At 66.8% G+C, this 13,007-nt stretch carries 11 protein-coding genes and 1 pseudogene; 1 reads left to right on the top strand and 11 read right to left on the bottom strand.

Going from position 1 to position 13,007, the window contains the following annotated elements:
* Window positions 1–376: 376 nt before the first annotated feature.
* From ACFVJX_RS34010 to ACFVJX_RS33960, 11 genes and pseudogenes are all read right to left on the bottom strand, one after another.
* Window positions 377–1,033, bottom strand: a pseudogene (locus ACFVJX_RS34010) (MFS transporter); the annotation flags it as partial.
* 318 nt (window positions 1,034–1,351) lie between these two features.
* The gene (locus ACFVJX_RS34005) at window positions 1,352–2,071 is read right to left on the bottom strand and encodes a DUF6193 family natural product biosynthesis protein (RefSeq protein WP_384135879.1); all 720 of its coding nucleotides are present in this window, start codon (window positions 2,069–2,071) and stop codon (window positions 1,352–1,354) included.
* Window positions 2,072–2,365: 294 nt separating this feature from the next.
* Window positions 2,366–3,136 (bottom strand): polymorphic toxin-type HINT domain-containing protein, encoded by a 771-nt coding sequence (locus tag ACFVJX_RS34000; RefSeq protein ID WP_384135877.1) that lies wholly within the window; start codon window positions 3,134–3,136, stop codon window positions 2,366–2,368.
* Window positions 3,133–3,984 carry a hypothetical protein gene (locus tag ACFVJX_RS33995; protein ID WP_384135876.1) on the bottom strand — a complete coding sequence of 284 codons (852 nt, stop codon included), beginning with the start codon at window positions 3,982–3,984 and terminating at the stop codon, window positions 3,133–3,135. Before ACFVJX_RS33995 ends, ACFVJX_RS34000 begins: the two co-directional genes overlap by 4 nt.
* Before the next feature lie 323 nt (window positions 3,985–4,307).
* Entirely contained in the window at window positions 4,308–4,601 is a 294-nt protein-coding gene (locus ACFVJX_RS33990) for a hypothetical protein (RefSeq protein WP_384135874.1), read from the bottom strand.
* A gap of 49 nt (window positions 4,602–4,650) precedes the next feature.
* A complete protein-coding gene (locus ACFVJX_RS33985; protein WP_384135872.1) occupies window positions 4,651–4,914 on the bottom strand; it encodes a hypothetical protein in 264 nt (87 codons plus the stop codon).
* Window positions 4,911–5,189: a hypothetical protein gene (locus ACFVJX_RS33980; protein WP_384135870.1), complete on the bottom strand. Its 279-nt coding sequence runs from the start codon at window positions 5,187–5,189 to the stop codon at window positions 4,911–4,913. Before ACFVJX_RS33980 ends, ACFVJX_RS33985 begins: the two co-directional genes overlap by 4 nt.
* Window positions 5,190–5,505: 316 nt before the next feature.
* Window positions 5,506–6,063 carry a telomere-protecting terminal protein Tpg gene (gene tpg, locus ACFVJX_RS33975; protein WP_384135869.1) on the bottom strand — a complete coding sequence of 186 codons (558 nt, stop codon included), beginning with the start codon at window positions 6,061–6,063 and terminating at the stop codon, window positions 5,506–5,508.
* 7 nt (window positions 6,064–6,070) lie between these two features.
* On the bottom strand, window positions 6,071–8,323 hold the full coding sequence (tap, locus tag ACFVJX_RS33970) for a telomere-associated protein Tap (RefSeq protein ID WP_384135867.1): 2,253 nt from the start codon (window positions 8,321–8,323) through the stop codon (window positions 6,071–6,073).
* Between the two features lie 121 nt (window positions 8,324–8,444).
* Window positions 8,445–9,971: a glycoside hydrolase family 43 protein gene (locus ACFVJX_RS33965; RefSeq protein WP_384135865.1), complete on the bottom strand. Its 1,527-nt coding sequence runs from the start codon at window positions 9,969–9,971 to the stop codon at window positions 8,445–8,447.
* Window positions 9,972–10,300: 329 nt separating this feature from the next.
* Window positions 10,301–11,353 carry a LacI family DNA-binding transcriptional regulator gene (locus ACFVJX_RS33960; RefSeq protein ID WP_384135864.1) on the bottom strand — a complete coding sequence of 351 codons (1,053 nt, stop codon included), beginning with the start codon at window positions 11,351–11,353 and terminating at the stop codon, window positions 10,301–10,303.
* Between the two features lie 252 nt (window positions 11,354–11,605).
* Between ACFVJX_RS33960 and ACFVJX_RS33955 the strand changes: the two genes are divergently transcribed.
* Window positions 11,606–13,000: an extracellular solute-binding protein gene (locus tag ACFVJX_RS33955; protein ID WP_384135862.1), complete on the top strand. Its 1,395-nt coding sequence runs from the start codon at window positions 11,606–11,608 to the stop codon at window positions 12,998–13,000.
* Window positions 13,001–13,007: the final 7 nt, after the last annotated feature.

Below are 13,007 nucleotides of genomic sequence, written 5' to 3'. Positions count from 1 at the left end.
CAAGACCACGCTGCGGCCGGTGGTAGCTGAGCAGCTGGGGTCTCGCGGCCGGCGTGCCCTTCGACGGCGACGACCACTACTTCCTGCACTCCCACGGCACATACACACAACTAGGGCTCAACCACCTTCTTCTTCCTCCAGGCATCAGAGGAAACCCGCGACGCGTGGAACCACCACGTCAAGGGCGACGGAGACGAGTGCGTCGGTCGAGTGCTGCGAAGCCAGTACCTGAGAGCCGCAGCGACTGCCCAGGCGTCCAAGGCCGTGAGCGGTTCCAGCAGTGACGTGTCGAGATCTTTCAGTCGGTACTCGCCTCGTCTCTTGAGACTCTCTGAACTGGTAGTCCCGGCAACGTGCCGGGACCACCAGCCTGCACTCAAGCCTTTGAGGTGGTCGAGGAACGGTCGCTGTGGGCAGGTTCGCCGCTGTCGGCTCTTTCCGCGCGGGTGCGGGGCGATCGGGCCATAGCAAGGGCCAGCAGTGTCAGTGCCTGGCAGACGATGACGAATCCGACGACCAGCCATGGTCCGTCGGAAACGGCGACGAGAGCGGTGGCGATAAAGGGAGTCGTGCCGCCGAGCACCATCACGTTCAGCTCGCGGGAGAAGGCGATCGCGGTGAAGCGGTACCTGGTCTCGAACAGCTCCGAGAGGAAGGCCGACTGCGAGCCGAGCATCGCGCTCTGCCCCACACCGTAGGCCAGTGTCATGGCCAGGACGATCAGGACGGGCTGCTTGGTCTGCAGGAGAAGGAAGTACGGCGGGATGTAGCAGGCGGTGAAGAGCGCTCCGCCGGCGAGTACGGGCATCCGGCCCACCCGGTCGGAGAGCCGGCCGAAGAGCGGTACCGCAACGATGCTGCTGGCCATGGCTACCACCACACCGACCGTGGCGGTCGTGGCCGAGACGTCGAGGGTGTTCTTGAGGTAGCTGAGCGAGAAGGTGTTGACGAGGTAGCCGGCGACGTTCAGTCCGGAACCGCAGAGCAGGCCGACGATCAGGTGGCGGGGGCGTTCCCGCAGTGCTTGTACGACCGGGAGTCCGCTTCCACGATCTTCAAAACTCGACTGCGGCCCTGCTTCGGGAACAGGGCGTCGACCTCGTCGTCATAAACGAGCTGCTTGCCATTCCCATATCAGCATCTACGCCCTTGGCCAGCTTCGCCTCCAACGCCAAGTCATCGACACAATACTCTCCGCCATGCCATCCGGAGCCGTGACAGGCTACTTGTTGCCTGATCGGTCTACACGGCGATTCCGAAATTGGCATCCGGTGACGTTGCAGCTTCCCTGGAACTCGCCCGCAGGGGCCGCTTTATAATCCACCGATTCCGATTAGCGCCTGACTGGACGTTAAAAATCAGCCAGAATGGACACGGCCGCGCGAATCAGTTCATCGATACGGCGGAATTCCCTCGTCTGCGTTGGGGCGAAGGATGACCAGATGACGTATCCTTCGCCAAGGCTTCGCTGAATCAGAATCTCCCCGGCTTGATCGTCGCTGCAGTCCTTCGACATCCTCAAAGTCCAGTGGGAGAAATACGGGAACAATTGACACAGATTCGGGTCTTCGCGGAGCGCCAACAGCAATTCCCTGTCCAAATGGAAATTATCGTCACCCAGGATAATACCCCACTGCACTTCAACAGGATTACCGTCCTCGTAAGCCTGGCTGAGTCTGTCGAACTCCATGAACGGAAACCGGTTACTGAGCTCCTTCAGCTTGGCCCCCTGCCTCCAGAAAGCCAGCACTTCGACCACCTCGACCAGGTTGGCGGTGCTTCCGCTTGCCCAGATGTGCCCTCGGTCGCCGTCCAAGGTGATTGCGAACCTGCGAGCATCACGTCCGAGATTGACCCGCATCGGTCCGCGCGGCGACGCGAAGTCCGCCGCGCTCCACACCTGAGCCCCAGGCTCACCCTCCTTCGCGGTGGCACCGATGTCGGCCTTATGTTCGATGGCGATTGATGCGACAGCCGCCCGAAGTCCCCCCTGCTCGACAAGATCCGCATAGTGGCGAAGACGAAGATCTCCGGAGGAGTCTACGGGGCCACCAACCCCGAAAGAATTCATGGAAAGGCCTCTCAATACTGAAGTTCAGTCCATACGGAACTACGGAGCCCATTCGAAGGTCCACGCGGTGTACCACTTGCCTCTTACCATTTCGGCTCAGGCACGTCTAGCACACCATCTCGGTCATAGAACTTGATCGTGCCCCAAGGCCTCCGTCCGCCGACCACAGACCTCGCGAGCCAGGACATCTCCTGCTCGGTTGCATGGACGCCACCTCCGGAAAGGCCTCGCGTCGCCATACCTTCGAAGCCGCCCACAAAGCCTTCCGTGTGCACATGAATCGTCGTATTGGGATTATCGATGGCACCCCTCACATGGGTGCTCCAGGTGTTGATGTACTTGATGTCCATGAAGTGCGTGAGGCCTTTTTTTGTCATCCCACGCCGCTGTCCCTGATTTCTGATAGCCGAGTGCTACGTTGCAGTTGTGAACGAGTACCGGAGTGGCGCCCGCCAGCACATAGTACGTGTGGAGGTCGTCAACAGTGAGGTTGTAGACCGCCGTTGATTCGTTCCTGTGTTTAACGGCCGTGACTTGTACCCACGTGCCGGCGCTCGTCTGCAGCCACTGTCCTGCCTTTAGATCTCCGGCCTCGACCCATTGGTGGAGTGCGGGGACCCAGAAGGGGTGGCCGTCGGTGGCGGTGAGGGTGCCGGTCTTCGCCCCCTTCGTACGGCCGGTGGCAATCGTGAGGTCGACGAGTTGCTTCTTCCCGTTGCCCTCGATCAGGGCGGTGACGGTGCGGGTTCCCGCCTCTCCCGTCTCCGGGTCGGCGGCTTGGACCTTGTCGCCGATCTTGATGTCCTTGATCGGTTTGCTGGTGCCGTCTGCCATGAGGACGGGGGTGTCGGCGGCGAAGCTGTTGTGGGCGAGGCAGCTACCGCCTCGAAGCGAGTTCCTGACGGCCAGGAAAGTGCCCAGTGCTTCGCCGGCCATACCAAGTGCGCAGCTGGTCCAGGCGGCTTGGCTGACTTGTCCCCAGTTGACTTTGCGGCCGGAGAGTCGTTGGAAGGCCCAGTTGAGGCCGCCGTCGAGTGCTCCGTTGATCACGCAGGCGGCGATCATGGGGTTATCGCCGGTGGGGTCGGTGTAGTTGGTGGGTGAGGACAGGGCGTATTGGTAGAGGTTGGTGCCGCCGGTTTGGTGTGCTTGGTGCTCGTGGTCTTGAGCGTGTCGCTGGGTTTCGGGCCCTGCGTGGCAGTGGTCTTGGAAGGCGCGGCCGCGGGCAGGGTCAGACCCAGGTTGAAGGTGCCCGTCTTCATCGAGTCCGGGTTGATTGTGAGGGTGTAGGTTCCATCGGCGGGCAGAGCCGACAGAGCCTTCGTCACGGTGGTGGCGCCCATGTACGTAGCGTCGTAGACCCACTTGCCGTCCGGACCCCACAAGGACATCGCCCACGGGCCGGGCGGTGTGTCGAGACCGAGGGTGACCTTCTGTCCCTTGGTGCCGGTGAAGGTGTAGTGGGCGTTCTGCCCCGCCGCGGTGATCGCGACGCTCTTGCGGCCGCCGCTCACCGTCAGCGGGCCGCCGTTGGCGTCAGGCAGGAGCGTGGCCGTCGCGTGACCGGTCGCAGGCTCATCGGGCTGGAGCAGCACGGTGTGGGTGCCGGCGGTCAAAGGGGCACGCAGGGTTGCGTCGAAGCTGGTGCCGGTCAGGTAACCCAGGCGCTCTTCGGTGACGGCTCCGGGTGCCCAGTGCACCAGCCGGGTCGCTTCGCTCAGGTTGCTGGCGCTGAGGAGGAGTGCTGCTCCGTCGCCCACGGTGGCGTCGTAGGTGTACTGCAGCTGCTGGCCGGGCCGGGTGATCTCTGCGCTGGCGGAGGGCTGGGCAGCCGACAGGGCGCCGGCGGCGACCGGGCTGGACAACCAGAGTTTCGCCGCACCCGTTGCCGCGTCCTGCGGCGTGATCACCACTGTGTACTTGGTACCTGGGGTAGTGCCGGAGATGTACAGCGCTGCGGGTGAGTGGGCGGCTATGTAGCCGAGGTAAGTTCCCTTCCCGCCGGAGGGACCCACAAGGTAAGCGTCGCTGGAAGAGGCAAGAGTGTTGTCCGTGAGGGCGAAACCGAGCACCTTGGCGGTGGAGGCGGTGAACTCGCTGCCCCGGCCGGTCGATGCCGGCCGTCTGCGTTGCGCCGTCGATCGCTGGTGCGCTCACCGCATCGTCTGACAGCGTCACCTTCACCGTTCCGGTGGCCCCTTGGTAGGGATTTATCTCTACGCGGTAGAGCCCGGTCTCAGGCAGATCGGGCAAAGGAATCGTGGGTCGCGTAGCCGGGTGAAAGGGACTGGCTGTTAACGACCTTGACACCGGAGGGGGTGAACACGGTGACAAACGCAAGCAGGGTGAAGGGGTTGCTGGTGAGGCCCAGTGACAGGTCATCTCCTGCCGCGGCCTGGAAAGTGTGCTGCGCGTTCTGTCCTGCCCGGTCGATGATGACGTTGCTCGTCGGACCGGTGGTGGTGAGCGCGGTCGTGATGGCGTTCGACAGCGTCAATGTCAAGGTGCCTGTGCCGAGTTGCTCCGGCACGACTTTGAGCGTGTACGTGCCACTCACCGTCAGGGGCGGACTGTCCCAGTCAGCATTCTGGCCGGCGGACACAATGAAGCTGCCGTCGACGATCTTTCCGTCCGGTCCGTGCACCTCCGCGTACGTCGTCGTCCATCTCGGTGAGGTCGTTGCGGACGGTGCTCAGGTCGTCCTCGATGCTGCGGATGTCGCTCAGTTCGTAGTCGAGGTCTTCGACCTCCCCCAGCTTGGTACGCAGCGAGTGCAGCTCGTGCTCCATCCCGCCGGTCTGGCTCTCCAGGCGGCGGACCTGGTGGCCGTAGTCGTCGCTCACCGCCGCGCCCCCTTCGGGTCGGCGTCCGGGTTGTCCGTGGAGGACCCGGCGACAAGCATCCAGCCGATGGCGGCGGCGATGATGAACCACCAGCTGATCACGCTCAGGCTGGTGAGGGCCACCAGGAGCGCGACCACGTGCAGTGCGGCGGTCACGGTGCTGTTCGGCATCGACCGTCTGGGGAAGCAGCCGGCCACCGTGCCCACGAAGTGCGGGACCAGCAGCAACAGCCACCACCCTGAGCGGTCGAGGACGAAGACGAGCGCGATCAGCACGGCGCCGACGGCCGCCTGGCCGCTGAGATTGACCAGCCCTGGCGACGCAGTGCGTGAGCGTTCACGTCTTCCTCCCAGGTGAGCATCCAGAGGCCCTTCAAACAGGCCGAACGCCGTGCTCACGCTGGCTCTCCACGACACGCCGACACCACTTCGACACGCCGGGAAAGTCACGCAATGGGTGGGGAGATCACCTGAGGAGGTTTGACTACCTCAAGAGCGACACCTGGGGAGATTCAACGAGCGCCATCGGCCGCCAGGCAGCCGCACCCACTCGCACGGCTGAGACCAGCCCGACACCCGGCCAAACGCCTTCCTACAGGTCGAACTCCAGGTGCTCGATGTCCGTGAAACGGACCTCTTCCAGAGAGCCGGCGCGGCGGCCGCCGTCCTGGAAGTAGGTCTCCTTGAGGGCTTCCGCGGCGATTTCCCTGAGCCGGTCGTCGTCGGCGCCCGCCTCCTGGGCCTCGAAGAGGCGGGCGGCGTGGCGTGGTGGGAGGGCGACGGTCAGATGGCGCATCCGGTCCTCGTCCGTTGATCCGATCGGCGCGATGTAGCCGAGCCGGGCCCGGGTGTCGATGACGATGCCGCTGGTGCTGGCCGCCCTCTCCTTGGCCTTCGCACGGACCTGCGGTTGCCACCGCTTCCTGACCTCGGCCTCCAGCCGGGCGGCCAGGTCCGGGCGGGGCTTCTTGATCTGGTCCTTCACATACCGTTCGACGGTCCGCTGGGAGATCCGCAGCATCTGGGCGACTGCCCTGGTGCCCTTGTACTGCTTGACCAGGTACCGCATCCGCGCACCGGCCGACTTCGGCAACGGGCGGGTGAACGCCTTCTGCACCGCCTGGTCCAGGCCGTCCCCGAACGTGCTCATCGCCTACCTACTCCCCGTTGTCCCGGTCGGTGACAGTGCCGTCCTTGATGTACCGGGCGAGGTTGAGCTCCGGTGCCTCGAACTGCTCCCTGACGCCCTCGCCCCACAGTGTGGTCTGCGTTCCCTCGTGCTTCACCAGGCCGGGATTCACCCCGAGCTTGAAGCCACCCGGCAGCGGCTTGCCCTCACGGTAGGGCAGGAAGTCCAGCGGGCTCTCGCCGTCGGCGGCGTAGACGACGCAGTCGGAGAGGACCGCGACCGGGTACTGGCCGGTGAACGCGGCGTGCTTGACGATCTTCCGGTGCAGGTTGACCCGGGTACGCGAGATGACGGCCGCGCGGATGTCCGGCCGCCAAGTGGGCCGGGACAACGCCCGCCACGGCTCCCCCGGCCGCCATCCCTCGCCCCGGGGCCGCTCGCGCAGCTTCCCCAGACCGCCCTTGACCGTCGCCTTCACCGCGGAGACCACGATCGCCAGCTCCGGATCGCGGCCTCGGTAGCCGTCCATTGCCGTCAGGAACTCCTCCGGTGACAGGTCCACGCCGACGCCGAGGTCGGCCATCGTGGCGAGGTAGGCGTCCCGCAGTCTGGTGTACCAACCATCCAGGTAGCGGCCGTTTTCATACCGGACAAACGCCTCCAGGGGGCGTACCTCGTAGCCCAGCTCCGCCGCGTAGGCAATCGTCGGCGTCGCGTACCAGGCCGGGCCCTCGGGGCGCTCGCCCTTCGGCGTGAACGGGTTCGGCAGCAACTCGCCGTCCAGTTCCACCCACTTGTCCTTACCCGCCTTCACCCGGGACAGGTCGACATGCGACAGATCCACCAGCCATGAGCCGGGCAGCTTCGGGTCGAACGCCGGCGCCTTGACATACGTCGGCTCTCCGACACCGACGGGCAGCCCGTTCGCTCCGGCGGCGAAAGCCATATTGACGTCGATGCCCACCAGATGGCGGCGCAGGCATTCGGCATCGGTGAGCGGCCTCGCCCAGTCGTACGCTTCCTCGAACAGCTTCTCCGCCGGGCCGCGCACGTGGAACCGGGGCAGTTCCTTGAGCAGAGGGTGCCCGTCGGGGGCCTCGCACGGAGCACAGTCGACCGGGTCCCCGCCGAGCGAACCGGGATTGCGCTCCGAATGCCGCTTACCCGCCGCGTCCGGATCGGAAGCGCGGGTCGGCGGGTGCAGGGCGGTCATCAGCTCCAGGCCAGTGACGGCGGTGGAACCGCGCGGCGTCATCACCCTGGACGCGTACACGCCCAGGAGACGGGCGAGTTCCGCCGGAGGAAGGTGTGCGGCCTCGCCCCAGTGCCGGGTATCGAGCGCATCCCACGACGGGATGCACAGCTGGACACACATCCTCGCGGAGCCCTTGGCCGGGCGGTAGATCCGTGCCCACGGCCCGAACCCACGTTTCGTGAGCTGCCATTCGGCCCGCGTCAGCTGCTTGATGACCTTGTGGCCCTCCGGGAGCCGCCCGGACAGACGCTCCGCCTCGCTGAGGTGGAGCGGCAGGCCGAAGCGCTCACACGCAGCCTCCGTGAGCACGATCAGCGGATCGGCCGGCTTACCCGGACCGGACAGCTTCGGCGCACCCAGCTTCGCCTCCTTGCCAAGTGCCCAGTCGACCAGGACCGGGAGAGACTTCGCAGGCACGTCCAGGACCAGGCCGTCCGTACAGTACGCCAACACCTGCCCGCCCTCGACATCCACGACCGCCAGAGGACCGTTCTCGAACCGCGGGTCGATCTCGCCCGCCGGGGTTGCGGCCGGGACTGCCTTCGTCGCGCCAGGGCGGCGCGACGTCGACGATGTCGGCCCGGTGGTGCGCGTCGGACTCGGCGCGGCCACCGGAGCCGGGGCGACGGGAGCCGGGGCAGGGGTCTGAGTGTTCTCCGTTGCAGTCATGTCCGTGGCCTGGGGTGCCGGACCGGTGGACTGTGGCCGTGCTTCCGCCGGGGCGGGCACAGAGGTGAACGTGGCCGGGACGGCAGCGCCCTGGACGGGGACGTTCGTGTCGGCCGGGGCCGGGTAGAGCTCCGCGAGCTGCTTCAATAGGCGGGCGTACGCCTCTCGCTCCGGAGGGCGTGGTTCCGTCCTACCGTTCTCCCAGGCACTGACTGTCGCCCGCCGGACCTTGAGGGCACCGGCTACCTGCTCCGCCGTCAAACCGTGGGCCGCACGCAGACGCTTGCGCTCCGCCGGAGGCGGGAGTGGGGACGCGGACGCGATCAGCGCGTCAACAGCGTCGAACAACTCGGACATGGAACACCTCCTGACCCCCACCCTAACCCCTGAAGCGTACGAACTGCGTACGTTCACCAGCTGAAACGCGTACGCCGTATGGGGGTCGAGGGAGGGGCCGGAGGCCCAGGTCATGTAGACCTCAGTCCGTGTAGACCTCGGCGCGGTCCACACTCACGAAGGAGCCACTCGACTCGGCGTTGTGCTCCCCGGTGACACGTATGCGCAAAGTGTGCGCGCCCGCGGGCAGTCGGGGACTGAGGTACTGGAGTGTCTCACCCGTGCGCGGGGATCCGTAGAAGTCGACGCGTTGTTCGGGACCGCCGTCGATACTCAGTGCCCCGATGCCGTTACCGGTGTCGCGGACGGACAGCAGGGCGATGCGCGTACCGTCGAAGGTATAGGTCGCGGTGTTGTCCGCGCCGTCGCTCCAGTGGTCGTCGCTCCAGAAGCACTGGGCGGCGCAGCCGGTGCCGGAGTTCCATGTGCCTGTGTAGGCGACGGTGCCGTTGCCGCTGGAGCGGCCGTCGTCGTTGATCCAGTAGTTGCCGGAGCCGGGGTCGCCGGACGGCAGGTCCTGGGTGGCACCGAGTGCGAGCGGCTGACCGAAGTCGGGGCTGCCGTCGGCCTTCCACGTGAACCGTTGGGCGCGAGTGGTGCGATTCGAGTAGGTGAGGGCCGAAGTCGTCTTGGCGTGGTAGACGATCCAGTCCTCGGTGCCGTCGGGTGAGCTGAAGAAGGCATGGTGCCCTGGGCCGAACACGCCACGGTCGTCGGCGCGCGAGAAGACCGGGCCGGGGTGCTGGGTCCAGTTGCCGGGCACCAGGGGGTCGGCGGTGTCGGGCAGGGACATCATCCAGACCTGGTAGTCGGGTTTCCCGGTGTCGCAGGCGGAGTAGGTCATCCATGTCCGGCCGTTGCGGTAGAGGAACTCCGGCCCTTCCCGGACCTCGGGGCAACCGCCGGCCCCGTCGATCGCGACCGCGTCGCCCGAGACCGTGTACGGGTTCGACATCGGGGCGATGTTGAGCCCGTTGTGCTGGTACTGGTTGATACCGCTGTAGGCGAGGTAGAGGCGGCCGTTGTGCTGCATGATGCCCGCGTCGATGGCGAAGTCGTCCGCGTGGTTCGGCGGGGCGAGTTTCGCCTTGTAGTGGTACGGGCCGGCCGGGTCGTCGCCCTCGGACTCCAGTACGTGCAGGCGGTGATGGTCGTCGACGCCGTCGTCGGCGGTGTAGTAGAGGTACCAGCGGTCTCCGAAGCGGTAGAACTCCGGGGCCCAGATGTTGCGGTTCCGGGAGGGATCGGAGTCGGTCCACACCGTCACCGGGTCGGCGTCGAGGAGGGTGCTCAGCGAGGACGAGCGCCACATGCGGATGCTGTCGCCCTGCGTGGTGGTCAGGTAGTAGGAGCCGTTCCAGTGCGTCATGTACGGGTCGGGGCCGGTGTTCAGCGGGTTGCGGAAGGTTCCGGCGGCGGCTCGCGTCGCCGCCGGGGCAGCGTCCGCAGCGGCAGTCGTCGATGTGGGAAGCAGAGCGGCCAGGACGGCGACTAGCGCGATCACCAACGCGGCCGCGTGGCGGGAGGTCCTGATGAAGCCGGGGGCGAGAGCGATGGCACGGGCGCGAGCATGAGGGGAAGCCTGGAGTGGGGCCTGGGCTGGGCGCATGGACGGCTCCTTACGGCCGGAAATGCTCGTTCATGGGGAGGACATGGCGCCATTACATCGATGTAATACGGGGGCACACGCTAGGGACAGCGTCATGGCCTGTCAACGGATCCCCCGAGGCAACGCCGGGCGGGAGGCCGCCTCCGTACCGGACGGGAGGCCCTCTTCGTACCGGGCGGGAGGCCCTCTTCGTAACGGGCAGAGAACGCCTTCGTACCGGGCGGAGCCGTACCGGGGAGACGACCTGAGCCGGTGTCAGTGCTGGACTCCGGCAGCGGACCTGACCAAGAGTCATCGACCTGAGTGACGTCGGTGGCCGACCGGGTCGGTCAGCGCGGCCTCGTGCCCTCGGTGCTCTCTCGCAGTACGAGTCGGTGCGGCACCACCAGATCCCGCGGTGACCGGCCGCCCGCCGAAGCCGGGCCCGGCCCGACCGATGCCGACGCTTCGTCCATACGGCTCTGCAGGAGTTCGACGGCGACTCTGGCCACCGCGACCTTGTCCGGGGCCACGGTACTCAGCGTCGGCACGCTGAACTGTCCGCCCTCCACATCGTCGAAGCCGACGACGGCGACGTCCTCGGGTACCCGCACCCCCTGTTCGTACAGCGCGCGCAACGCGCCCAGCGCCAGCTGGTCGTTCAGGCACAACAGCGCGTCGGGCCGTGCCCCCGCGCGCAGTGCCCTGGTCACGGCCTCGGCGCCGTCGGGCATCCGGAAGGACGCGACGGGCAGCACCGTGGCCGGGTCGTGGGCGATGCCGGCTTCCGCGAGTGCGGCGCGGTAGCCGCGGGTGCGGGCCTCGGCCGTTCCCATGCCCGCCTCGTGGCGGCCGCCGATGACCAGGATCGTGCGACGTCCGAGGGCGAGCAGGTGCTCGGTGGCTTCCCTGGCGGCCTTCTCGTTGTCGATGGCGACATGGTCGGCACCCTCTTCGAGCAGCTCGCCGAGCAGCACGGTCGGGGGCCCGTCCGTATGGTCGCGCAGGTCGTCGGCGGTGAGGGCGAGCGGGCTGAGGATGACCCCGTCGACGAAGGCGGAGCCCAGACCGGCCAGCGCTCTCAGCTCGTGGTCACGGTCGGCACCGGTCTGGTGGATCAGCACGGTCAGGGAGCGCTGCTCGGCCTCGCGAATGACGTGCCGCGCGAGTTCGGCGAAGTACGGGATGTCCAGCTCGGGCACGACGAGGGCGATGATGCCGGTGCGCCCCCTGCGCAGGTGACGCCCCGCCAGGTTCACTTTGTAGCCGAGCTGTTCGATGGCTTCCTGGACCACGCGCCTGGTCCGGTCGGACACGTGCACGTAGTCGTTGATCACGTTGGACACCGTCTTCTCGGACACCCCCGCGTGCCGTGCGACGTCCTTGATCTTTGGTCGTGCCACCGGAACCTCCCTGCCCCTCGCGATCGCCGAGTCTATGCCGCTGTGGGGCGCGGACCTGGGGCGGGCTGCGCGGACCCTGGGCGAGGATCGGTTACCTGTCGTCTGTCCCAGACTCTTTACAGCCGATGTACATCGATGTAAAAACATGGCACCGCGCCGACGCAGCCGATGTCCTTCCCCGCCTGCCCTGCGTAGTGCCCCTTCCTGCCCTGCTCCGTTCGGCAAGCGTGTCCGGCCATCGAAAGGTCTGTGATGTCTTCCCGCTCCCCTGTTCCAGAAGCAGTCGGCCCGGCCGGTGTCCCGGAAGCAGTCGGCCCGGCCGGTCCCGCGCGTGGCCTCTCCCGCCGGATCCTGATGCGCAACACCGCGGCTGCCGCAGGCACGCTGATCGCCGCCGGCCCCCTGTCCGGGTGTGCCTCACCGGCCTCGGCCTCCGGCGATGCCTCGGCCCTGAGGGTCTGGGACCTGTTCCAGGGCGGCGACGGCATGCTGATGGACAAGATGATCAAGGCTGTCTCCGGCGGGGCACAGGGCTTCGACATCGATCGCACGATCCTGGACTGGGGCCCGTCCTACTACACCAAGCTGGCCATGTCGGCTGCCGGCGGCCGGGCCTCCGACGTGGCGGTCCTGCATCTGTCCCGGCTGGCGGGATACGCCCCGGGTGGCCTGCTGGACCCCATCGATCTGGATCTCCTGGCCGAGTTCGGCGTCACACAGCGCCATTTCACGCCCGCGGTCTGGTCGCGGACCCAGCACGACGGCACCGTCTACGCGATCCCGCTGGACGTCCACCCGTTCATCGTGTTCTACGACAAGAAGGTCGCCGCCAAGGCGGGGCTCCTCGACGCATCGGGAAAGCTCGCGCCGATGGGCTCCCCGAAGGCGCTGCTGGACGCGGGGAAAGCCCTCGCCCACGTGACCGGAAAATCGGGCATCCTGTTCGGCCATGTCACGGACACGGCCCAGAACTGGCGGCAGTTCGCGGCCTTCTACGCACAGACCGGCGCATCGTTCACCCTGCCGGACGGCGGACCGGCACGCATCGACATCGACGCCGCGGTACGGGTCGTGTCCTTCATGCAGCAGCTCTTCGACGGCAGAACCAACCCCAACAACCTGGACTACAACGGTGCCATGGCCGCCTTCCTCGACGGCCGCGGCGGCATGGCGATGCTCGGCGAGTGGGAACTGCCGACGCTGAAGGAGTCCGGCATCTCCCTCGGCGCCGCGCCCTTCCCCCAGGTCTTCGACAAGCCGGCCGTCTACACGGACAGCCACAGCTTCGTTCTCCCCCACCAGGAGAATCCCGATCCGGCACGGCGCCGTGAAGCCCACCGGTACATCGCACAGATCCTGAAGCAGAGCCTGACCTGGGCGAGCGCCGGTCACATACCCGCCTACCAGCCCGTACTCGCCGAACCGGAGTACGCCGCACTCGACCCGCAGTCCTCCTACGCCGACGCCGCGAAGGTGGCGGTGCTCGATCCGCCCAACTGGTTCGCCGGGGCCGGTTCGAACTTCCAGAACCGGATGTGCCAGCCGCTCCAGGCGGCGCTGCTGGGCAACATGTCCGCCGAAAAGGCGGTACGCCAGATGGTCGGCGAGGCGAACACGCTGCTGCGGCAGCCCAACCCGGTGGCCTGACCGGCAG

The sequence above is a fragment of the Streptomyces sp. NPDC127177 genome, from assembly GCF_042672475.1.
In the GTDB taxonomy this organism is placed as follows: Bacteria; Actinomycetota; Actinomycetes; order Streptomycetales; family Streptomycetaceae; genus Streptomyces.
The sequence above is the reverse complement of the archived record's forward strand: the minus strand, read 5'-3'. Positions and strand labels throughout refer to the sequence as shown.